Annotated in this window: 16 protein-coding genes; 14 read left to right on the forward strand and 2 right to left on the reverse strand. The window is 61.7% G+C overall.

The window, feature by feature from the left end; genetic code table 11:
* The first annotated feature begins 106 nt into the window (after positions 1-106).
* On the forward strand, positions 107-454 hold the full coding sequence (locus AC1RO5_RS27610) for a hypothetical protein (RefSeq protein ID WP_493178788.1): 348 nt from the start codon (positions 107-109) through the stop codon (positions 452-454).
* A 143-nt stretch (positions 455-597) separates the two neighbouring features.
* Here the strand turns inward: AC1RO5_RS27610 and AC1RO5_RS27615 are convergent, their stop codons facing one another.
* Positions 598-1,038: a carboxymuconolactone decarboxylase family protein gene (locus tag AC1RO5_RS27615; RefSeq protein ID WP_493178790.1), complete on the reverse strand. Its 441-nt coding sequence runs from the start codon at positions 1,036-1,038 to the stop codon at positions 598-600.
* A gap of 205 nt (positions 1,039-1,243) precedes the next feature.
* On the opposite strand from AC1RO5_RS27615, the gene pdxR reads away from it, so the two are divergent.
* The 3 genes from pdxR (at position 1,244) to AC1RO5_RS27630 (ending at position 3,755) form a co-directional block, all read left to right on the forward strand.
* Positions 1,244-2,677, forward strand: coding sequence for a MocR-like pyridoxine biosynthesis transcription factor PdxR (gene pdxR, locus AC1RO5_RS27620; protein ID WP_493178791.1), 1,434 nt, complete (start codon positions 1,244-1,246; stop codon positions 2,675-2,677).
* Positions 2,678-2,800: 123 nt separating this feature from the next.
* Entirely contained in the window at positions 2,801-3,094 is a 294-nt protein-coding gene (locus tag AC1RO5_RS27625; protein ID WP_258668631.1) for a putative quinol monooxygenase, read from the forward strand.
* Between the two features lie 241 nt (positions 3,095-3,335).
* Complete coding sequence (locus tag AC1RO5_RS27630) at positions 3,336-3,755, forward strand: cupin domain-containing protein (RefSeq protein ID WP_493178793.1); 420 nt, start codon at positions 3,336-3,338, stop codon at positions 3,753-3,755.
* Between the two features lie 179 nt (positions 3,756-3,934).
* Here AC1RO5_RS27630 and AC1RO5_RS27635 read toward each other — a convergent pair whose 3' ends face one another.
* Complete coding sequence (locus AC1RO5_RS27635) at positions 3,935-8,842, reverse strand: NAD-glutamate dehydrogenase (RefSeq protein WP_493178795.1); 4,908 nt, start codon at positions 8,840-8,842, stop codon at positions 3,935-3,937.
* 515 nt (positions 8,843-9,357) lie between these two features.
* On the opposite strand from AC1RO5_RS27635, the gene AC1RO5_RS27640 reads away from it, so the two are divergent.
* From AC1RO5_RS27640 to AC1RO5_RS27685, 10 genes are all read left to right on the forward strand, one after another.
* Positions 9,358-9,711: a hypothetical protein gene (locus AC1RO5_RS27640; RefSeq protein WP_007941299.1), complete on the forward strand. Its 354-nt coding sequence runs from the start codon at positions 9,358-9,360 to the stop codon at positions 9,709-9,711.
* Between the two features lie 247 nt (positions 9,712-9,958).
* Positions 9,959-10,918: an AAA family ATPase gene (locus AC1RO5_RS27645; protein ID WP_007941298.1), complete on the forward strand. Its 960-nt coding sequence runs from the start codon at positions 9,959-9,961 to the stop codon at positions 10,916-10,918.
* A 5-nt stretch (positions 10,919-10,923) separates the two neighbouring features.
* Positions 10,924-11,868 carry a DUF58 domain-containing protein gene (locus tag AC1RO5_RS27650; RefSeq protein ID WP_019579297.1) on the forward strand — a complete coding sequence of 315 codons (945 nt, stop codon included), beginning with the start codon at positions 10,924-10,926 and terminating at the stop codon, positions 11,866-11,868.
* A complete protein-coding gene (locus AC1RO5_RS27655; protein WP_007941296.1) occupies positions 11,865-12,359 on the forward strand; it encodes a DUF4381 domain-containing protein in 495 nt (164 codons plus the stop codon). Before AC1RO5_RS27650 ends, AC1RO5_RS27655 begins: the two co-directional genes overlap by 4 nt.
* Entirely contained in the window at positions 12,352-13,446 is a 1,095-nt protein-coding gene (locus tag AC1RO5_RS27660; RefSeq protein WP_493178798.1) for a vWA domain-containing protein, read from the forward strand. Before AC1RO5_RS27655 ends, AC1RO5_RS27660 begins: the two co-directional genes overlap by 8 nt.
* Positions 13,443-15,179: a tetratricopeptide repeat protein gene (locus tag AC1RO5_RS27665; RefSeq protein ID WP_493178800.1), complete on the forward strand. Its 1,737-nt coding sequence runs from the start codon at positions 13,443-13,445 to the stop codon at positions 15,177-15,179. Before AC1RO5_RS27660 ends, AC1RO5_RS27665 begins: the two co-directional genes overlap by 4 nt.
* Positions 15,176-16,828: a BatD family protein gene (locus AC1RO5_RS27670; RefSeq protein WP_493178802.1), complete on the forward strand. Its 1,653-nt coding sequence runs from the start codon at positions 15,176-15,178 to the stop codon at positions 16,826-16,828. Before AC1RO5_RS27665 ends, AC1RO5_RS27670 begins: the two co-directional genes overlap by 4 nt.
* A gap of 397 nt (positions 16,829-17,225) precedes the next feature.
* Complete coding sequence (locus AC1RO5_RS27675) at positions 17,226-18,470, forward strand: exonuclease SbcCD subunit D C-terminal domain-containing protein (protein ID WP_493178803.1); 1,245 nt, start codon at positions 17,226-17,228, stop codon at positions 18,468-18,470.
* Positions 18,467-22,108, forward strand: coding sequence for an AAA family ATPase (locus AC1RO5_RS27680; RefSeq protein ID WP_493178805.1), 3,642 nt, complete (start codon positions 18,467-18,469; stop codon positions 22,106-22,108). The genes AC1RO5_RS27675 and AC1RO5_RS27680 overlap by 4 nt, the downstream gene beginning before the upstream one ends.
* Positions 22,105-22,701 (forward strand): glutathione S-transferase, encoded by a 597-nt coding sequence (locus AC1RO5_RS27685; RefSeq protein ID WP_493178806.1) that lies wholly within the window; start codon positions 22,105-22,107, stop codon positions 22,699-22,701. Before AC1RO5_RS27680 ends, AC1RO5_RS27685 begins: the two co-directional genes overlap by 4 nt.
* Positions 22,702-22,791 lie beyond the last annotated feature (90 nt).

Consider the following 22,791-nt stretch of genomic DNA (forward strand, 5'->3'; position numbering starts at 1 on the left):
TCTGATGTGACGGCCGGTGCAAAAAAACCATCACGAGCCGTTAAAGCGCTTTGCTCTAGACTCACGCTTCAGAGCGGCCCGTTCGTGGCCGGCCAGGAGGCCTCCGATGAAATATCTGTCGAACCTTGCAACAGGCGCGCTGCTAATGGCCGGGCTGTCGCTGGCTCATGCCGAACAACCACCGGGTTGCGTCGAGGTGACGGTCGGTGGCTATAAAGCGCCGGACTACAACTGCCTCAGCCAGCAGATGGGCAACACCCCTGAAGGCGCTGCCGCTGCGCAGAAAAATCAGCAGGCGATGAACGTACCCATCAGCAAACGGCCGCCCCATCAGTTGGGCCTGGCCACACCGGCCGCCACCGGCACGCGCATGGGCAACACGTTCGGCACGTCGGTGAAACCGCAGCGGCCAGCACCGGCGACCGGAACTTCGCCACTGCTCAATGGCAGGTGATCAGTCACTGCTGAGCGACGCAGAACCTGTAGGAGCGAGCGGTGCGGCGATCCGACTTGCCCGCGAAGAACGATGACGCGTAATACCTGAAAAACCGCGGTGCATTCTTCGCGGGCAAGCCTCGCTCCTACAGGTTCTGCGACTCAATCACTGGGCGTTTGCCGAAAGCTCACCGCCAGACGATTCCAGCTATTGATGGTACTGACAGCCATTGTCAGGTCGACCAGTTCGCCTTCGCTGAACTGCTCCCGGGCCACTGCGTAAATGTCATCGGGTACATGGCTTTGCGCGAGCAGGGTCACCGCTTCGGTCCAGGCCAGGGCCGCCCGCTCCCGAGGGCTGAAGAAGCCACTGTCGCGCCAGACCACGATTGCATACAGCCGCCGATCGGTCTCGCCGAAGCGGCGCGCGTCCACCGAGTGCATGTCCGTGCAGAAGGCGCAGCCATTGAGCTGCGAGGCGCGGATCTTGATCAGGTTCAGCAACGCCGGTTCGATGCTCAGGCTACTGGTCAAGGCCTCCATGGCGATCATGGCCTTCATCGCTTTGGGCGATGCGTTGTAGTAATCCAGACGAGCGTTCATGGCGGGGCCTCGTGGTGCGGATCGGTCCCCCCACGGTAGGCGCTGATTCACGCGTATTACAGATCCAATTCGGTGAAAAAACCGTGGACCGCCCGGCAGCAGGCCAATCGCAGGTTTTTCGCCCACGCAACTTCTGCGCAACCGTTCATGAGGGTAATCTGGCGCGACGCACAGTCGCCTCAACCGCCCCAGGAGCCCCGCCGGTATGGAACTTCATGTTGTCATCAATGGCCGCAAGGACCTCACAGGCCAGTTGTACCGGCAACTGCGCAGCGCTATCGAGTCCGGCCGTCTGGCAGCCGGCACGCAGTTGCCACCCAGCCGTTTGCTGGCCGAACAACTGGGGATTTCGCGCAAGACCATTTCCGACACGTATGCGCAACTGACCTACGAAAACCTCCTCACCGGGGTGATCGGCAAAGGCACCTTCGTCAATGCCCGGGCGGCAAAAGTCGTCCGTAAACAGAGCCATTCGGAGTTGGCCAGCTTCGATGTCATCGAGCGCTGGCGCAGCCTGCCGACGTTCTTGCGCCACCCGACGCTGGAAGGTTCGCTGCGCTACGATTTCATCGGTGGCGCCACCAGCAAAGGCCAGTTTCCGCAGGACGACTGGCGCCGTTGCACCTCTCATGCCTTGCGCCAGATCGCCGGTTCCAAGGGTTTCTACAGCCTGCCCGAAGGCCTGCCGGCACTGCGCAATGCGATTGCGCGGCACATCGCATTTTCCCGCGGGGTCAATTGTCAGGACGAAGACGTGGTGGTGTGCAACGGCGCGCAGCAAGCGCTGGACCTGATTTCCCGGGTGTTGACCCAACCGGGTAGCCTCGTGGCCATGGAGGATCCCGGTTACCCACCGGCGCGCCTGTTGTTCGGGACTCATGGCGCAACAGTGGTCGGCGTGCCGGTCGATGCACAAGGCATTCAGGTCGAGCACATTCCCGACGGCACACGGCTGATTTATGTCACCCCGTCGCACCAGTTCCCCTTGGGCATGCCCATGAGCCACGAGCGTCGGGTGGCGCTGCTGGAGCGGGCCCACGAACTGGGGGCGATCATCATCGAGGACGATTACGACAGCGAGTTCCGCTATGAAGGCCGGCCCACCGACTCGCTGCAAAGCCTGGATGAACGGGGCATCGTCGCCTACGTCGGTACCTTCTCGAAGACCCTGTTGCCGGAGTTGCGGCTGGGGTATGCGATTTTGCCGCCGGCGATTCTCGAAGCGGTGATCAATGCCAAGCAGCTCACCGACCGGCACACCTCCACCCTGCCCCAATGGGCGTTGGCCAAGTTCATCGCCGAAGGTTGTCTGCTCAAGCACATCCGGCGCTGCCATACGATTTACGCCGGGCGCCGCGAAAGGATTCTGGCGCGCATGGCGGGCGACCTTTCGCCATGGTTTGAAGCGGTGCCGACCACGGCCGGGTTTCACATGGCGGTACTGTGCAAGGTCCCGGTCGATATTCCATTGGTGATCGAACTCGCGAAAAAAGTCGAAGTGGGGCTCTATACGCTGGACGACTTTTTTTACCAGCAAGCGCCACGGGCCGGGCTTTTCCTGGGATTCGGGGCGATCGAAACCCTGGACATCGACATCGCCCTGGACCGTTTGCGGGACATTTTGCAGCAGGTTGGCTGAGGGATTGGTCTGCGCTTTTATCCGGCGATTGGCTATTGGCGGTCCAGGGGGGCAGGCCTATCCTGAATGGGCGTTATCCCTCAATGAGCAGGATTCGTCCGGCCTGATTCAGGAGTGTGAGTAATGTCCAACCAAGTGTTCAACACCGTAAAGATACGGGCTGCCGCCGGTCGCTCGGACGAACTGGGCAAACAACTGCAAAAGATTGTCGACACCCTGCGCGAACTTCCGGGCTGTGACGCCTATATGGTCGACCGCTGCCCCGAGGACGACACCCGCTGGACGGTCAGCGCCCACTGGCAATCGGAAGCGGCTATGCAAGCGCATTTCAATCGCCCCGAAGTGCAAGGTTTTATCGGCCTGATCGACAGCCGGTTGGCCAATGCCGTCGACTTCAACAGTTTTCCTATCGTCTGAATCAAGATCTCTCTGGCTGACTGATCGTTCCCACGCTCTGCGTGGGAATGCAGCCAGGGGCGCTCCGCGCCCCAAAAGCGGACGCAGAGCGTCCGGTGAGGCGTTCCCACGCAGAGCATGGGAACGATCAATATAGACCTTCTTGATTGGTCCCCTCACCTTCCCGAAAATTGGCCGTTTGATTGCCCGATCACGCGGCTTACTGTGGTCCCTGACGACTCACCACCACAGGTAATCAACCATGAATGCGCTTCGCTTTTTTGCCGCCTCTCTCACCGCCCTGACGCTAACCGTTTCAGCCTCGGCATTCGCCCACGAAACTGCCGCCCCTTCGGAAAATGTCACCATCCTGCAGGACCAGATGCTGAAAAACGCACCCGGCAAAAAAGCCTTGATGATCGAAGTCAATTACCAGCCGGGCCAATCGTCCATCGCCCATAAACACCAGGGCACGGCCATGGCCTACGTGCTGTCGGGGGCGATCACTTCTCAAGTCAAAGGCGAAAAAGCGACCACCTACAAGGCCGGCGAATTCTGGTACGAACCGGCCGGGTCTGAACATCTGGTGTCGAAAAACGCCAGCGCCACCCAACCCGCCAAGCTGTTGGTGTTCATGGTGTTGGCCCCGGATGAGAAAGTGCTGATTCCTTTGCAGAACTGATAGCTCAGGCGATGCTGATGGCCTCTTCGCGGGCAAGCCTCGCTCCTACGTTCATTCGACACTAACTTTGTAGGAGCGAGGCTTGCCCGCGAAGAGGCCCGACCAGCCAGCACAAAACTTTCAGACATAAAAAAAGCCCCGCCTCTTTCGAGAGCGGGGCTTTCTTCATTCAGCGCTTATCAGGCAGCCGGCTCCAGCTCGGCGTCCGCAGTGCTAGTGACAGCGGCAGGCACCACCGCTTGACCGCTCAACGCCACATCCAGCAATTCACGGTTGGCTACCGCGTACATGGCGTAGTCAGTGCCGCTGGCGGCACGGATTTCCACCAGCATGGCGCGCCAGCGTTCGATCATGCCTTCGTTCTGCTCCATCCACAGCTCCAGGCGTGTTTCCACGTCCTGGGTGCCGTCGCCCTGTTGCAGGACCGAGATGGTGATCGCACGTTGTTGCCAGTCGACGTCATCGCGGAACGCTTCACGGGCCAGGGCCTGCCAGTTGTTTTCAACCGGCAGAGCGCTGATCTGTTGCAGGTACCAGGTAATGTCCAGCGCACTGCCCACGGCGAAGTAGGCCTTGGCCACGTCCGCCGGGTCCTGGCCGGTCACGTCGGAAGCCTCGATGATCGGCAGCAGGGTGTACAGGTGCGTGGTGCCAGCCACCATGCGTGCCAGCAACTCCGGCACACCGGCTTCGACGTACGCCTGATAGCGAGCCTGCCAGGTGTCGCGAATCTCGCCACTGAGCAGTTCGTCAAGCTTGAGGCCCAACTCCTTCAGGTGCGGACCGAAATGCGCGACGTCACGGGCGGCGTTCTGCTCGTTGCGACGGGCACGCAGGAACCAGCGCGTAGCGCGACGGCCCAGACGCATCAGCTCGTCCATCAGCTCCAGTTGCACATCAGCGGAGACCAGGTAGTCCAGGGACTCGATCTGACGGAACCAGTGCGGGAGGTGGAAAATGTCACGCACGATCACATAAGCACCAGCCACGTTCGCCGGGCTCATGCCGGTCGACTCTTTGAGCCGTTGAACGAAGGTGATGCCCATGTGGTTGACCAGATCGTTGGCGATCTGGGTGCTGACGATTTCGCGCTTCAGACGGTGACGGCGCATGGCGGAAGAGAACTTGCTCACCAGCGTCGGCGGGAAAGCGGTTTCCATGTCGCGGGTCAGGTAGTCGTCGTCCGGCACCAGGGAGCCCAGCAACTGCTCCTTGAGGTCGATCTTGCTGTAGGAGATCAGCACCGACAGCTCGGCACGGGTCAGGCCATGGCCCGCCGCGACGCGTTCGGCCAGTTGATCTTCAGTCGGCAGGAACTCGATGGCGCGATCCAGCTTGCCGCGACCTTCCAGATCGTTCATCAGGCGCTTGTATTCGGCAATCCGCGCATAAGCGCGACGGGCCGCCAGGGACAGCGCCTGAGTCTGCTTGTAGTTGTTGCCCAACACCAGGCCACCGACTTCGTCGGTCATGCTCGCCAGCAACTCGTTACGCTGCTTGGCGGTCATGTCGCCGGCCTGAACCACTTCGTTCAGCAGGATCTTGATGTTCACTTCGTGGTCGGAGCAGTCCACGCCACCGGCGTTGTCGATGAAGTCGGTGTTGGAACCGCCGCCATTGATGCCGAATTCGACGCGACCCAGTTGGGTCATGCCCAGGTTACCGCCCTCGCCCACAACCTTGCAGCGCAGTTCGTTGCCGTTCACGCGCAACGCATCGTTGGCTTTGTCGCCAACATCGGCGTGGCTTTCGCTGCTGGCTTTGACGTAAGTACCGATACCGCCGTTCCACAACAGGTCTACCGGTGCCTTGAGCAAGGCATTGAGCAGTTCGGTCGGGGTCAGCTTGTCGGCCTGAATATCGAAGCGCTCTTTCATCTGCTCGGAGATGGCAATGCTCTTCGCGCTACGGGAGAAGATACCGCCGCCTTCGGACATGATGCTGGTGTCGTAATCCGACCACGCCGAACGCGGCAGGTCGAACAGGCGCTGACGCTCGGCGAAGCTGCTGGCAGGCGCAGGGTTCGGGTCGATGAAGATGTGCAGGTGGTTGAACGCTGCGACCAGTTGCAGCTTGTCGGACATCAGCAAGCCGTTACCGAACACGTCACCGGCCATGTCGCCGACGCCCACCACGGTGATGCTGTCTTCCTGGACATTGATGCCGCGCTCGCGGAAGTGGCGTTGAACGCCGACCCACGCGCCCTTGGCGGTGATGCCCATTTTCTTGTGGTCGTAACCGGCCGAGCCGCCGGACGCAAAGGCATCGCCGAGCCAGAAGCCGTAGTCGATGGCGATACCGTTGGCGATGTCGGAGAAGGTCGCAGTGCCCTTGTCCGCTGCCACCACCAGGTACGGGTCATCGTCGTCATGACGCACGACGTTGGCCGGCGGTACCAGGGCGCCGTCTTTCAGGTTGTCGGTGATGTCCAACAGGCCCGAGATGAAGATGCGGTAGCAGGCGATGCCCTCGGCCGCGATCTCGTCACGGCTGCCGCCCAGTGGCAGGCGACGCGGCAGGAAGCCGCCCTTCGCACCTACCGGTACGATGACCGAGTTCTTCACTTGCTGGGCTTTTACCAGGCCCAGGACTTCGGTACGGAAGTCTTCTTCACGGTCGGACCAGCGCAGACCGCCGCGAGCCACGTTGCCGAAGCGCAAGTGCACGCCTTCGACGCGCGGCGAGTAAACGAAGATTTCGAACTTCGGAACCGGCTTCGGCAGCTCTGGAATCTGGTGCGGGTTGAACTTGAAGCTGAAGTAGGACTTGTTCTGACCGTGAGCATCGGTCTGATAGAAGTTGGTCCGCAGGGTCGCCTTGATCAGGTCCAGGTAACGACGCAGGATGCGGTCTTCGTTGAGCACCTGAACGTCGTCCAGTGCGCTCAGAATCGCGTGTTCCAGGCGTTGTTGCTTGTCTTCCAGATCGTCACTGGCCAGCTTGCGCGCCAGGTAGAAACGGGTCTTGAACAACCGGGTCAACTCGCGAGCGATGTCGGTGTGGTTGTTCAGGGTGCTGGCGATGTAACCCAGGTCGAAGCCCAGACGGATCTGCTTCATGTAACGGGCGTAGGCACGCAGCAGCGCCACGTCGCGCCATGGCAGGCCGGCGGTCAGCACCAGACGGTTGAAGGCATCGTTCTCGGCATCGCCACGCACGATGTGGACGAAAGCGTCCTGCAAGGTGTCGTTGAGTTGCTGGATGTCGAGTTCCAGGCCTTCGGCAGCCGTGAACGCGAAGTCATGAATCCAGAACTCGCGGCCGCTGTTGTGGCGCAGGCGATACGGGAATTCACCCAGCACGCGCAGGCCAAGGTTTTCCAGGATCGGCAAGACGTCGGACAACGCCAGCGGCGTGTCGGCGTGATACAGCTTGCAGTGCAGCATGCGCTGACCGGAAACCTGGGCCAGCGGCTGATAGAAGCTCATCACCAGCGGATTTTTTTCGCTCAGGCTCAGCAGGTGCTGCATGTCGACCACCGCCGAGTGGGCGGCGAAACGCTCGCGGTAACCGGCCGGGAAACCTTTCGGGAAGTCGGCCAGCACGTTGGTGCCCTGGGCTTCGCCGAAGCTTTCGACCACCAGGCTCGCGTAGTCGTCCTGCCAGCTGCGGCAGGCTTGTACCACTTCTTTTTCCAGCAGAACCGGATCGATGTCCAGACGGTTCTTCGGATCGACCCGCAGAATCAGCTGCACACGAGCCAGCACGGACTCGGAGAAGAAGGTCCAGAACTCGCAGTCGGTGGCTTTCAGGCGATCCATCAGCACTTGCTGGATCTTCTGGCGCACTTCGGTGGAGTAGATATCACGCGGCACGTAGGCCAGGCAGTAGCAGAAACGGCCGTACGGGTCTTTGCGCAGGAACACGCGGATCTTGTTGCGTTCCTGGATCTGCACGATCGACATCACGGTGGTGAACAGCTCGTCCACCGGAGTCTGGAACAGGTCGTCGCGCGGCAGCACTTCAAGCACCTGAGCCAGTTCCTTGCCCAGGTGAGCCTTGGCCTGGAAGCCCGAACGCTTTTCGATGACCTCGACCTTGCGACGGATGTAAGGAATGACCCGCACGCTTTCGCCATACACCGACGAGGTGTACAGGCCCATGAAGCGGCATTCCTTGATGACGTTGCCATTGGCATCGATCTGGCGGATCGACACGTAGTCCGGGTACGCCGGACGGTGCACACGGCTTGGGTGCGCAGCCTTGGCGAACGACAGCGGCGTCGGTTCGCGCAGGTAGTTGACGGCGTAGTCTTCGATGCGCAGATCATCGACGGTCAGGCCGGCGCGCAGCAGTTTGGTCAGGCCGAGGAACGAGTTCTGGTCATAGACAATGTGACCGCCGTTCTGATCCTCGCCCACCACGAACTCTTCGTAGCCCAGGAAGGTGAAGTGGTTGCCCACCAGCCATTCCAGGAAGCTCTTGATTTCGGATTTTTCGTCGGCGTCGACCACGAACTGGCTGTTGTCGATGCCTTCGATCATCTCCTGGACCTTGGCTTTCATCGGTTCGAAATCGGCGACCGCAACGCGGACTTCACCGAGAACCTGCTCCAGCTCTTTGGTCAGGACATTCAATTCGGCCGTGTTGGCGCAACGGTCGATTTCCAGGTACATCAGCGATTCTTGCAGAATGCCTTCGCCCTGGGTGCCCTTCGGCAGGATTTCCAGTAGCTCGCCCTTGCTGCCGCGACGCACGCTCAGCACAGTGGTTTGCAGGGTATGAATGCTGTAGCCGCGACGGTTCAGCTCGGTACGCACCGAATCCACCAGGAATGGCAGATCGTGGTGCAGCACTTCGACCGCGGTGTGGGTCGACTGCCAGCCGTGGCGTTCGTAATCGGGGTTGTAGACACGCACTTGCGAATGAGCGTGATCGAAGCGCTCAAGCAGGCGCCATGCAGAAAGGGTGCAACCGGCGAGGTCGGATAGCCGACGCTGAGTCAGCTCGTCGAGGGAAATAATGCCGAAAAATTGTTCGGCGAACAGCGCCACTTGTGGCAGTGCCTGTTCACTGATGTGCTGCGCCAGTGCCGCTTGCAGTTGGTGCTGGAAGTCGGCTTTGCTGGCTGCGGTGAAGAACGCCATCTGTGGTACTCCGCTTGGGCTTGTTATTGATGGAAGCGTCGCGTGCAAAACCCCTTTCGGGGCAATCCGTCACCCTGTTCCTGATTCTCGGGCAGAGGAAACAGGACGACAGTTGGGTGAAGCTGGACGAGACACTCAGGTCACATTCACCTTCCATTGAATGGGCATCTGCAAAAACGACTGTCGGGGCTACCATTGAGCCATCGACAATGCCTTTACGGGTGCTCATCCGTTGCGCAGCTTAACCAGTGCGGCAAGGGCCGTGCTTGCAGCGCTGCGACATATTCGGTCATCGGCACGTAACTCGCGGCATGCGCCTCGAACAACACTAGCAGCCGTGCAGAAAAATGGGCGTTTTATGCCCGGATTTACGGCACCTTCGTCCCAGAAATGACTCGAGATGCATCGGATGTTCACGACACATCCTCTGACACTCAGCCAAGCAGAAATTCCCGAGGGCTGGCAGAATTGTCGTTTGTTGTGTTCACAACGCTCGCCGAGCCAGGATTTTCCCCATGCAAATGACAACCGACCTCTTGATCGTCAACCCGTGCGATGACGAAGAAGACAATCTGGCCATGCTCTGCTGCAACAGTGCCGAGGGCGAAATGTTCCTGATGAGCCGCTTTCCGGACGAGGACGAGCTGGAGATCATCTTCCACGACAAGCCTTCGGCCCTGGATGGCGTGAAAGTCACCCTCAGCCCTGACCGCCTGCTGATCGAAATCGCCGCCGTGGACGCCGATGCGCTGGATGGCAATGATTCGCTGGAAATCCTGCACAGTACCGATGCCAGCGATCTGGCCGAGGTGGAAGAAACCTTGCAGAACATTCTCAAGGGGATTGGTACTTACATCAGCGAAATCTGATGGCGGTTTAGTGATCGTTCCCACGCTCTGCGTGGGAATGCAGCCTGTGACGCTCTGCGTCACGATTTTAAAGCGGGACGCAGAGCGTCCGGTGATGCATTCCCACGCAGAGCGTGGGAACGAGCGTTAATCCGCACATTTCTACAAAATGCCGTTAGTCGGCGCCCCCCGCGATGGATTAAAGTAACGCCCCCAGCCCTGGCGTTATTCGAACGTCTTCGGTCACCCTTTCCAGGAACAGTCATCGATGGAACATCGTGAAGCGCTGCTCGCGCTGCGAACCTTTCTTTCAACGCAGATTCTCGGCCAGGAAAAACTCATCGAGCGCTTGCTCATCGCCTTGCTCGCCGACGGTCACATGCTGGTCGAGGGCGCCCCGGGGCTGGCCAAGACCAAGGCCATCAAAGAACTCGCCGAAGGCATCGAAGCACAGTTCCATCGCATCCAGTTCACCCCCGACCTGTTGCCGGCTGACATCACCGGCACGGAAATCTATCGCCCGGAGACCGGCAGCTTCGTGTTCCAGCAAGGCCCGATCTTCCACAACCTGGTGCTGGCGGACGAAATCAACCGTGCCCCGGCCAAGGTCCAGTCGGCCCTGCTCGAAGCCATGGGCGAACGCCAGGTCAGCGTCGGGCGCAGCACCTACGAGCTGTCGCCACTTTTTCTGGTCATGGCCACGCAAAACCCCATCGAGCAGGAAGGCACCTATCCACTGCCCGAAGCCCAGCTCGACCGGTTCCTGATGCACGTGAAAATCGGCTTCCCCGACGCCACCGTCGAACGGCGGATTCTGCAACAGGCCCGTGGCGAAGCGCTGCACGGCGAAACCAAGCCTGAACGCCGGGTCAGCCAGCAGGCGATCTTCGCCGCGCGCAAGGAAATCCTCGGGTTGTACATGGCCGACGCCGTGGAGGAATACCTGGTGCAACTGGTCATGGCCACGCGGATCCCGGCCAAGTTCGACCCGGAAATGGCCGAATGGATCGCCTACGGCGCCAGTCCGCGCGGTTCCATCGCCCTCGACCGTTGTGCCCGGGCCCACGCCTGGCTGGCCGGTCGCGACTTCGTCAGCCCGGAAGACATTCAGGCGGTGCTGTTCGATGTGTTGCGCCATCGCATCATTCTTTCCTTTGAAGCCGAAGCCGCTGGCATCGACCAGGACCGGGTGGTCCAGCGGATTCTCGACGTCGTAGCCGTCGCTTGACTCCGATGAACACCCTTCTGCCGCCCGAGCCGGGCATCCGCATCAGCCTCGCCGAGCTGATCGAGATGCGCCATCGCGTGCGCGAAGTGCAGCTGTTTTCCACGCCGAGCCAGCGCAGCCCGCTGATCGGCCTGCACCACTCCAAACTGCGCGGGCGCGGGGTGGACTTCGATCAGGTGCGGGTCTATCAGGCCGGCGATGATGTGCGCAGCATCGACTGGCGCGTCACCGCCCGGACCCAGGAGCCGCACACCAAGCTGTTCCATGAGGAACGCGAACGGCCGATTTTCATCATGGTCGAACAGAGCCGCCGGCTGTTTTTCGGCTCCGGATTGATGTTCAAGTCGGTGCTGGCCGCCCAGGCCGCGAGCCTGATTGGCTGGGCCGCGCTGGGGCACAACGACCGGGTCGGCGGGCTGGTGTTCGGCGACAACGAGCATTACGAAATCAAGCCACGACGCAGTAAGCAGAGCCTGCTGCAATTGCTCAACCGGCTGGTGCGGGTCAATCAGTCGCTGCACACCGAACGCGAGCCGGACCGCGACGCCTTCGGCATTGCCCTGCGCCGCGCCCGGGAAGTGCTGCGCCCCGGCAGCCTGGTGATCGTGATCTGCGACGAACGCGCCTTGTCCGACAGTGCCGAACAACAGCTGAGCCTGTTGTCCCGCCATTGCGACCTGTTGCTGTTGCCGGTGTCCGACCCGCTGGATCACGCCCTGCCCGCCGCCGGCCTGCTTCGTTTTGCTGAACACGGCGCACAACTGGAACTCGACACCTTGAATTTCGACTTGCGCCAGGCCTACCGCGCCCAAGCGGAAGCGCGCATCGCCCGCTGGGAATTGCTGGCGCAGAAGCTACGGGTGTTGCTGATGCCGTTGAGCACCCAAAGCGAGATGGTCGAGCAATTGCGTGAATACCTGAACCCACAACGTCCGGGGAAAGGTCGATGAGCAGCCTCGATCAACTGCAACCGCTGATTTCCCCGCCACCGATCGGCTTCTGGCCGCCGGCACCGGGCTGGTGGCTGCTGCTGTTGTTGCTGCCGCTGATCGGTTTTGGCGTATGGCAGTTGCGACGCTTCATTCCGGACAAGCGCCCTATCGTGCGCGCCGAACAACCGCTGGACCCGGTGCGCCTCGCCGCCCTGGCCGAACTCGCGTTGATGCCCAAACCCTACGACGGCGCCCCGGCCGGTGCCTGGCTGCAGCAACTCAATGGCTTGCTCAAACGCCTGTGCCGCAACCACTACCCCTATAGCCAGAGCCACACCCTCAACGGCCGCCAATGGCTGGCGTTCCTTGATAACCGCTGCCCGGCTGCCGGCCTCACGCGCTGGATGGTGCTGGTGGAAGGTGCCTACAAGCCCGAATGCAAACTCGACGACAAGGCCATCGCTGGCCTGACTCAAGCCGTCGACACCTGGATTCGCAAACATGTTTGAGTTCGCCTGGCCGTGGATTTTCGCCCTGCTGCCGCTGCCATGGCTGATGCGGGTGCTGTTGCCGGTGGCCGACAGTGGCGAACCGGCGCTCAAGGTCAGCTTCCTCAGCGACCTCGAAGGCCTCGCTCGCCGCCGTGCCCGGGCCAACCTGCCGACCTGGCGCCAGCAAGCCCCGTTCATTCTGATGTGGCTATTGCTGCTGATCGCCGCAGCGCGCCCGCAATGGCTCGGCGAACCGCTACCGATTGCCGCCAGTGGCCGCGATTTGCTGGTGGCGGTGGACGTCTCCGGCTCGATGGACTTCCCCGACATGCAGTGGCAGGACGAAGACGTCAGCCGACTGTCATTGGTGCAGCATTTGCTCGGTGACTTTCTCGAAAGTCGCGACGGCGACCGGGTCGGGTTGATCCTGTTCGGCAGCCAGGCCTACCTGCAAGCGCCGCTGACCTTCGATCGCCACACCGTGCGCGTCTGGCTCGACGAAGCGCGAATCGGCATCGCCGGCAAGAACACCGCCATCGGCGACGCCATCGGCCTGGCTCTCAAACGCCTGCGCCAACGCCCGGCACAAAGCCGCGTACTGATTCTGGTCACCGACGGCGCCAACAATGGTGGTGAAATCGATCCGCTGACCGCCGCACGTCTGGCGGCCAACGAAGGGGTGAAAATCTACCCGATCGGCATTGGTGCCGATCCGGAACAAGGCGGCACCCTGGGCTTCCTGGGTATCAACCCGAGCCTGGACCTCGACGAACCGGCCTTGAAAGCCATCGCTCAAGCCACCGGAGGCCAGTACTTCCGCGCCCACGACGGCCAGGAATTGCAGGCGATCAAGAGCACCCTCGACAAACTGGAACCGGTGACCCAGCAACCTACGCAAGCCCGCCCGGCCCAAGCGCTGTATCACTGGCCTCTGGCGATGGCACTGCTGTTGAGCATGCTGCTGGTGATCCGTGAGCGCTGGCCGGATAACCCGTTGCAACGACTGTTAACCAAGCAGCTGTTTACCAAAGAGCGGTTTCTGCATACGCAACTGCCCGACTGGCGTCAGCGCCTCAAACGCCTGCGTCTGCGGAGGCGCCGATGATCGCTCTCTGGCCGTACTGGTTCCGCCCTTGGTGGCTGCTATTGCTGCCGTTGCTGGGCTGGTTGCTCTGGCAACTCTGGCACCGGCAGAAGCGCGCGGGTCGCTGGCAAATGATTCTGCCGCCGGCCTTCCATGCCGCGTTGCTCAGTGGTGGTAGCGGTCGTGAAAGCAAACTGCCGTGGATCGCCCTCGGCCTGGCCTGGGTGCTGACCGTGTTGGCCCTGCTGGGACCGAGCTGGCAGCGCGTCGAGCAAACCGGCCAGAAACCCGCTGACCCGCTGGTGGTATTGCTTGAGTTGACCCCGGAAATGCTCGCCACCGACGTTGCGCCAAACCGACTGGAACAGGCCCGGCGCAAACTGCTGGATCTACTGCAAAACCGCAGCGACGCGCAGACCGCGATCGTCGTCTACGCCGGCAGCGCCCACACGCTGGTGCCGCTGTCGGATGACCTGTCGACCAGCCGCAATCTTTTGGATGCACTCAAGCCGTCGCTGATGCCCCAGGCCGGTCATCGCGCCGATCTGGCGGTGGCCAAGGCCCTGACGCTGCTGGATCGGGGTGCCCTTGGTCAGGGGAGGATCCTGCTGATCGGTTCATCGCTGACGGAACACGAACGCCAAGGGATTCGTCAGGTGCTGGACGCCAAGTCCACACAATTTCTGATGCTCGGTATCGGCACCGCCGAGGGCGCTCCGGTCGCTCAGGACGACGGCAGTTTCCTCAAGGACGATCAGGGCGCAATTCTGGTGCCGCATCTGGACGGCCCGAGCCTGAAAGCCTTCGCCAACGGCCTGGGCGGACGTTATCGCCAGGCACGCCTGGACGACGCCGACCTGCGCGGCCTGGGACTGCTCGATAGCCCACGGGACTTGCGCAACGACGGCCAGACATTGCGCCTCGACACCTGGGCCGATCAGGGTTACTGGCTACTGCTGCCGTTATTGCTGTTGGCCGCCTGTGCCGGGCGTCGCGGCTGGCTGTTCTGCTTGCCGCTGCTGTTCTTGCTGCCGCAACCGAGTTACGCCTTCGATTTCGAAGACCTGTGGCTGCGGCCCGATCAGCAGGGTTTGCACTTGCTCAAACAAAAGCGCCCCGCCGAAGCCGCGCAGCATTTCGAAGACCCGCAATGGCAAGGCGTGGCGCTTTATGAAGCCGGCGACTACAGTGGCGCCGCCCAGCGGTTTGCCCAAGGCAGCGACGCCCATGCCCACTACAATCGGGGTAACGCGTTGGCCAAAAGCGGCGAGCTGGAGGCGGCACTGGATGCTTACGAACAAGCACTGGAACTTCAACCGGACCTGCGTCCGGCGCTGACCAACAAGGCTCTGGTGGAAAGCCTGCTCAAGCAAAAAACCACCACGCCGCCCGTCGAGCCGGACAAAACCGCCGAGGGCGAAACCGAAACCATGCCCCAGGAACCGCCACCGGGCAGCGCCACCCAACCGAGCGATGGTGAGCCGAAAACCGACGCCCAACAGGCCACGCCAGACGCCGGGCAGCCGCCCACGGCACCACCACAACCGGGTGCCAATGAAGTCCCGGGCAGCGAGTTGGGGGATGAACAAAGCACCACGCCACCACGGCGCCCCGCCAGCGACATGCTCGAAGGCGAACAGCAACAGGCGCTGGAGCAATGGTTGCGCAAGATCCCGGATGACCCCGGCGAACTGCTCAGACGTAAATTCTGGTACGAACAGCAACAACATCAGGATCAGGGAAAAACTCGATGACCCGCTTCACCGCCTTCTTGCTCGCAGCGCTGTCCGCTCTGTTGCTTTGCGCCGTTCAGGCCCAGGCTGCGGAGCTGGTCGCCAGTGTCGATCGCAGTCGCCTGAGTTCCGGGGAGACGATCGAACTGACCCTGGAATCCAGCGACGTGACCCAGTTTGGCAAACCCGACCTGACTCCGCTGGAGCCGCAGTTCGAGGTGCGCGGCACCCGTCAGGTCAACCAACTGAACACCCTCAACGGCAACACTCAAGCGACCACCCGCTGGATCATCACCCTGCTGCCCCGGCAGAACGGCAGCGTGGTCATTCCATCGCTGCAACTGGGCGAAGCGCAGAGCCAGCCGATTACCGTGCAGGTGATCGAAAGCGAAACCCAGGACAGCAGCAACACGCTGGCGCCGGTATTCATCGAAGCCAGCCTCGACCAGAACAGCGTCTATGTGCAGGCTCAGGCGATCCTGACCTTACGCATTTACCATTCGGTGTCGCTGTACGACGACAGCAGCCTGACCCCGTTGCAGATTCCCGATGCGCGCATCGAACAACTGGGCGAGTCGCGCACCTACGAGAAAGCCATTAACGGTTTGCGCCATGGCGTGATCGAAATGCGCTACGCGATTTACCCGCAGCACAGCGGTGTGCTGACCATTCCGGCGCAGGTGTTCAGTGCCACACTGGTCGATGCCCAACCGTCCCAGGACGCATCGCCCCAGGGGCCAAAACCGGGCAAGTTGATGCGCGTCAGTTCCACCGAGATTCCGCTGACGGTCAAGGCCAAACCCGGCAGTTATCCAGCCGATGTTCCCTGGCTGCCGGCCCGCAGCCTGAGCCTGAGTGAAAGCTGGAGCCCGGAACCGGATCAAGCGCAGGTCGGCGACTCGCTGACCCGCAGTCTGACCTTGAGCGCCGAAGGCCTCGCCAGCTCTCAACTGCCACCGGTGCCTGCCACCGAGATCAACGGCCTGCGGCGCTACCCGGATCAACCGGTGCTGAGCAACCAGAGCGGCGATCGCGGCTTGACTGGCAGTCGTGAGGACCGTGAGGCCCTGGTGCCGACCCGCACCGGCGACATCGACTTGCCGAGTGTTGAAGTGGTCTGGTGGAACACCTTCGAGGATCATCTGGAACACAGCAGCCTGCCGGCCCGCACGCTGCAAGTGGCGAGCAACCCGAGCCTGATCGTCGACACCCCGGCGAGCAGCCCGCTGGTGATGTCCGGCGCCAGCAACGAAGCCCTTTGGTGGTGGAAACTCAGCACCGCAATTCTGGCCTGCACCACCCTGCTGGGCTTCGGCCTCTGGTGGCGCGCACGCTCGCAACCGGCAATCCTGCGGGCAGCGCAGACCGGCCCGAGCCCACGCACCCTGCTCGACGATCTCAAACGCGCCTGCCAGGCCAACGACACCCACGCCACCCGCCAGGCCCTCGACGCCTGGGCCCGGCAACAACCGGAAACCCTGGCCGACATGGCCGCCCGCTTCGTGCCGCTGTCCGATGCCCTCGACGGCCTGAACGGCGCGCTCTACAGCGAAACCGGCCAGTACTGGCAAGGCGAAGAACTCTGGCGCGCCATCCGGGCGATCCCTACGGCCGAAGGGGTTCAAGGCGTGGTCGGCGACAGCGGGTTGCCGCCGCTTTACCCCAAATAATCCCGTTCAATGGGATGAAGGGGCTGTTGTGGCGAGGGGGCTTGCCCCCGTTGGGGCGCGAAGCGCCCCCCTACAATTCTTCAGGCCCACCGAGTTGCCTGGGTTCACGACTGCTTCGCAGTCGAACGTGGGCAAGCCCTAATGCCAGTCAGTTAAGGATAAATCGGACCTGTAGGAGCCAGGCTTGCCGGCGAAAGCGCACTTAAGGACGCCTTCGCCGGCAAGCCTGGCTCCTACGAAAAGCGGTTTGCTCGCTTAACTGACTGGCATTAGGGCAAGCCCCCTCGCCACAAAATCAGTGCCTGGCCACATCCCATGTGTTTGCCAGTAAACTCTCCCCTCTTTAGCCGCCATCATTTCCCCGCGGCCATCATCTTATTTTGTTGCGGAGTACGCCTTGCGTCTGTTCCACACCTCCGACTGGCACCTTGGGCAGAACCTGCACGGCCAGGAACGCGATTTCGAGCACGCCTGTTTTCTCGACTGGCTGCTGCGTCAGCTGAAGCTGGACCAGCCTGATGTGCTGCTGATCGCCGGCGATATCTTCGACACGGTCAACCCGCCGGTCAAAGCCCAGGAACGCCTCTACGATTTCATCGTCAGCGCCCACGAACAGCAACCCTTGCTGACCATCGTGATGATCGCCGGCAACCACGACTCCGGCTCGCGCATCGAACTGCCCGCGCCGTTGATGCGCCGCTTGCGCACTCACGCGCTCGGGCGCGTGCTGTGGCTGGATGACGGTCAACTGGATGCCGAACGCCTGTTGTTGCCGTTGCCGGATGCCAGCGGCGCAATCGCTGCCTGGTGCCTGGCGCTGCCGTTCCTGCGCCCCGCCGAAGTAACCGGCGCGCACTTGGGTGACAACTATTTGCGCGGTATCGGCCAGGTTCACGAATGGCTGATTGAAGCGGCGAACGCCAAACGCAAACCGGGTCAGGCGCTGATCGCCATCAGCCATGCGCACATGGCCGGCGGTTCGGTTTCCGAGGACTCCGAGCGCAGCCTGATCATCGGCAACGCCGAAGCCCTGCCCGCCAGCCTGTTCGGGCCGAGCATCAGCTATGTCGCTCTCGGGCATTTGCACAAACCGCAGAAGGTCAACGGCGAAGAACGCATCCGCTACAGCGGCTCGCCGATCCCGCTGTCATTCTCCGAGATCGGTTATCAGCATCAGATTCTCGACATCAAACTGGATGGCGAAACCCTGCTCAGCGTCGAATCAAAACTCATTCCCCGGCCAGTGAACCTGCAACGCCTCGGCCCCGCGCCGCTGGCGGAAGTCCTGCTGCAACTGGCCGACCTGCCCAACATCGACCTGCTCGCCGACATCCAGCGCCAGCCGTGGCTGGAAGTGCGGGTACGTCTCGACGAGCCGCAACCGGACCTGCGCCATCAAGTGGAAACGGCCCTGCAAGGCAAAGCGGTACGGCTGGTGCGGATTGCCGCCGAATACGCCGGCAACGGCAGCCGCGACGGCGTCGATGACGGCGCGACCTTGATCGAACTGGATCAGCTGACGCCGCAGGAACTGTTCAGCCGCGCCTGGCAGGACAACTACGGCAGCGAGGTCGACGAGCAAACGCTCAAGGACTTCGCCGAGCTGTTGCAAGACGTACAGATGGAGAGCGAGCAGCCATGAAAATCCTCGCGATCCGCCTGAAAAACCTTGCCTCCCTGGCCGGGCCGTTTGAAATCGATTTCACCGCCGAGCCCTTGGCCAGTGCCGGTCTGTTTGCGATTACCGGGCCGACTGGCGCCGGCAAAAGCACGCTGCTCGATGCGCTGTGTCTGGCGCTGTTTGGCGCCGTGCCGCGGCTGAACAACGCTCAAGCTTCCGCCAAAACCCCGGACGCCGATGGTGAAATCAGCACTGGCGATCCGCGTACGCTGTTGCGTCGCGGCACCGGTGAAGGCTTTGCCGAAGTGGATTTTGTTGGCATCGATGGCCGCCGTTATCGCGCGCGCTGGGAAGCCAATCGTGCCAGGGAAAAGGCTGGTGGCAAGCTGCAAGCCAGTCGCCAGAGCCTGCGCGATATCGATCAGGATCAACTGCTCGCCAGTCAGAAACTTGAATTCAAAAGCCAGATCGAGTCCGTACTGGGCCTGAACTTCGAACAGTTCACCCGCGCCGTGTTGCTGGCCCAAAGCGAGTTCAGTGCGTTCCTCAAGGCGGACGACAACGACCGTAGCGAACTGCTGGAAAAGCTCACCGACACTGCGCTCTACACCCGCCTCGGCCGCCGCGCCTTCGACAAGACCAAAGAAGCGCGCGAAGCCCACAAGCTGTTGCAGGACCAGGCCTCCGGGGTCACGCCGCTGTCGCCGGAAGCGCGGGCCGAGCTCGATGAGCGCTTCAATAACGCGCAGCAACAACTCAAGACCCAGCAGGCGCAGCTCAAGCAATTGGAGTTGCAACACACCTGGCTCAAGGACCTGCGCCAGTTGCAGGACGCGCAACAGAGCGCCACCGAGCAACTGCAATCCGCCCAACAACACTGGGACAGCCTGGCCAGCGAGCGCTTGAAGCTGACCCGTCTGGAGCAACTGGCCCCGCAACGGCACCAATTCGCGCGAAAAACCGAACTGACCGCCCAGCTCACACCGCTGGCGGCGCAGATCCAACAGCATACCCAACAGCAAACCGAACTGAACGCGCGTCAGGCTCAGCTCGAACACAGTCTGAGCGCGGCGCAAACGGCGCTGGTTGAAGCGCAGAGCCAACACAGCAACAGCGCGCCGCTGCTGCGTCAGGCCTTCGAAGAGCAAAGCACCCTCGCCCGCCTGGTCAAGGACGCCAGCCTCAGTGCCGACCTCAAGCAGCAGGCAGAACTGGCCTGCACGCAGGGCCAAAGTACGATTCAGGGTTTGCTTGACCAGCAGAAACAGGTCGCGGAACGGTTGCAGCGTATCGCCGCTGAGCTTGAGCAGAGCACTCATCTGGCGCCGCTGAGCGATGCCTGGAACGCCTACCGCGATCGTCTGCAGCAATTGATGCTGATCGGCAATCGCTTGAACAAGGGCCAGGCCGAACTGGCCGCCCTGGAGCAAAGCGCCACCCGCGCCGCCGAGGATCTGGCCACCCAGCGCCAGAACCTTGAGCTGCTGTACAAAGAGGCCGGCGCCGAACCTGAAGCGGTGGCCGAGCAGATTCAGATCCTCGGCAGCCTGCTACAGGACAACCGCAAGCAACTGCGGGCCATTGAAGAGCTGACGCGGCTGTGGGCCAGCCAGCAGGAACTGGATAAGCGCGGCGCCGAGTTGCAGCAGCGCCAACAGGTAGCACTGCAAGAACGAGATCGCTTAACCCGCGAAGGTGGCGAAGCAAAGGCTGAATTGGCAGTTGCCGAACAGACCCTGACCGTCACCCGCGAACTGCTGGAGCGTCAGCGACTTGCGCGCAGCGAAAGCGTTGAACAATTGCGCGAACAACTGCAGGACGATCAGCCCTGCCCCGTATGTGGCAGTGCCGAGCACCCTTACCATCAGCCAGAAGCGCTACTGCAAAGTTTGGGTCGTCACGATGAAAACGAGCAGGCCAACGCCAAAAAAGCCGTCGATCTACTCAATGAAAAAGTCATCGATCTGCGAGCCCAATACAGCGGAATAATCGCTCAACTGAAAGAGCTGAAACAGCAGCAAGAACAACTCGCCACCCAGCAACAGAGCCTGGCGCCGAGCCTGGAAGCGCACCCTCTGTCTGCTCAACTGTTGGCCCAGGACGCAGACAAACGCGATGCCTGGCTGACCCAACAAAGCAGCCAGTTGAACCAGAGCATCACCCAGGACGAACAGCGGCAAACCGCCCTGCTCACCCTGCAACAGGATGCCGCGCGCCTGGCGCAGCAACTGCGCAGCGCCGAAACGGCGAACCAACAGGCGACACAACACCTGCTCAACCAGCAACGGGAGTTGAACAGTGATCGCCAACGCCTGGACGAAGAACTGACCGCGTTCAGCAGCCTGCTGCCAGCCGAGACGCTGGAAGCTTTGCGCAACGAACCTGCCGCGACCTTCATGCAGCTCGACCGGCAGATCGCCCAGCGTCTGCAACAACTCGAGCAGCAGCGCGATGAACTCGCTGAACAGCAACAACGCCAGCAGACGCTGGACAAAGAACAGGACCGCCAGCAGACCCGCGCCCAGCAGCTGGACGCCGCGCAGCAGCAGTTCACCGCGCTGGCCGGGCAACAACAGGCTTGCCAGGAAAAACTGACGCAACTGTTGGGCGAACACGCCAGCGCCGAACAATGGCAGCAGCAACTGGATCAGGCCGTCGAGCAGGCACGCAATGCCGAAGCGACGGCCAATCAGGAACTGCAAAGCGTGCGCACGGGGCTGGTGCAACTGGCCGCCGAACTCAAGGCGCAACAGGAACGTGCGCAAGCCCTGGAAAGCGAAGACCGCGAGCTGAGCAACAAGATCGCCGACTGGCGCGCGCAACATCCAGAACTGGACGACGGTGGGCTGGAAGCGCTGCTCGGCGTCAACGACCAACAGCTCAGCGAGCTGCGTCAACGATTGCAGCAAAGCGAACAAGACATCGCGCAAGCCAAGGTGCTGTTGCAGGAGCGGGATCAGCGCTTGCTCGATCATCAGGCGCAGCACAACGGCAACCTGGACGCCGAACAACTGGCCACGGCGCTAACCGACCTGCAAAACCTGTTCGCCGCCAGCGAGCATCGCTGCGCCGAATTGCGCGCCGAACAAACCGAAGATCAGCGTCGACAGAACGCTAATCAGGCGCTGGCGCAGCAGATCGCCGACGCCTACGCCGAGTACCAGCGCTGGGCGCGCTTGAGTGCGCTGATCGGTTCGGCCACCGGCGACACCTTCCGCAAAATCGCCCAAGCCTACAACCTCGACCTGCTGGTGCATCACGCCAACGTTCAGCTGCGGCAACTGGTGCGGCGCTATCGCCTGAAACGGGGCGGCAGCATGCTCGGCTTATTGGTGATGGACACCGAGATGGGTGACGAACTGCGCTCGGTGCATTCGCTGTCCGGCGGCGAGACGTTCCTGGTGTCGCTGGCCCTGGCACTCGGTTTGGCATCGATGGCGTCGAGCACGCTGAAAATCGAATCGCTGTTCATCGACGAAGGCTTCGGCAGCCTCGATCCCGAATCCCTGCAACTGGCCATGGACGCCCTCGACGGCCTGCAAGCCCAGGGACGCAAGGTCGCGGTAATTTCCCACGTGCAGGAAATGCATGAACGGATTCCGGTGCAGATTCAGGTCCACCGCCAGGGCAACGGCCTGAGTACCCTGGAGGTGAAATGATCACGCTGTATTCGTTCCGCCGCTGCCCCTACGCCATGCGCGCACGTATGGCCCTGCGCTATTCGGGGGTTGCGGTGAACATCGTCGAGGTCAGCCTCAAGGCCAAACCCGCCGAAATGCTCGCGCTGTCGAGCAAAGGCACGGTGCCGGTGCTGAGCGTGGACGACCGGGTGATCGATGAAAGCCTGGAAATCATGCGCTGGGCGCTGGCGCAGAACGATCCGCAGGACTGGTTGCTCAAGGATGACCCTGTCGGGCAGCAGCACATCGTCGGGCTGATCGACGAGAACGATCAAGTGTTCAAGGTGCACCTCAATCGCTACAAATACGCCGAGCGTTATCCCGAGCAGCCGATGACGTTTTATCGCGCCGAGGGCGAGGTGTTCTTGCGCAAGCTGGATCAATTGCTGGAGGGGCGCGACTACTTGCTGGGCGAGCACCCGAGCCTGGCGGATGTCGCCTTGATGCCGTTCGTGAGGCAATTCGCCCATGTGGATCGCGAGTGGTTCGGGCAGACGCCTTATGTGCGATTACAGGGCTGGTTGCAGCGCTTTCTGGAGTCAGAACTGTTCACTGGTGTGATGCAGAAATAGCACCGCACACTTGTGGCGAGGGAGCTTGCTCCCGCTCGGCTGCGCAGCAGTCGTAAATCGGCTGATGAAGGTTGTCTGAAACAATGAGGT

It is taken from the genome of Pseudomonas sp. GW822-FHT02G04 (assembly GCF_058802085.1).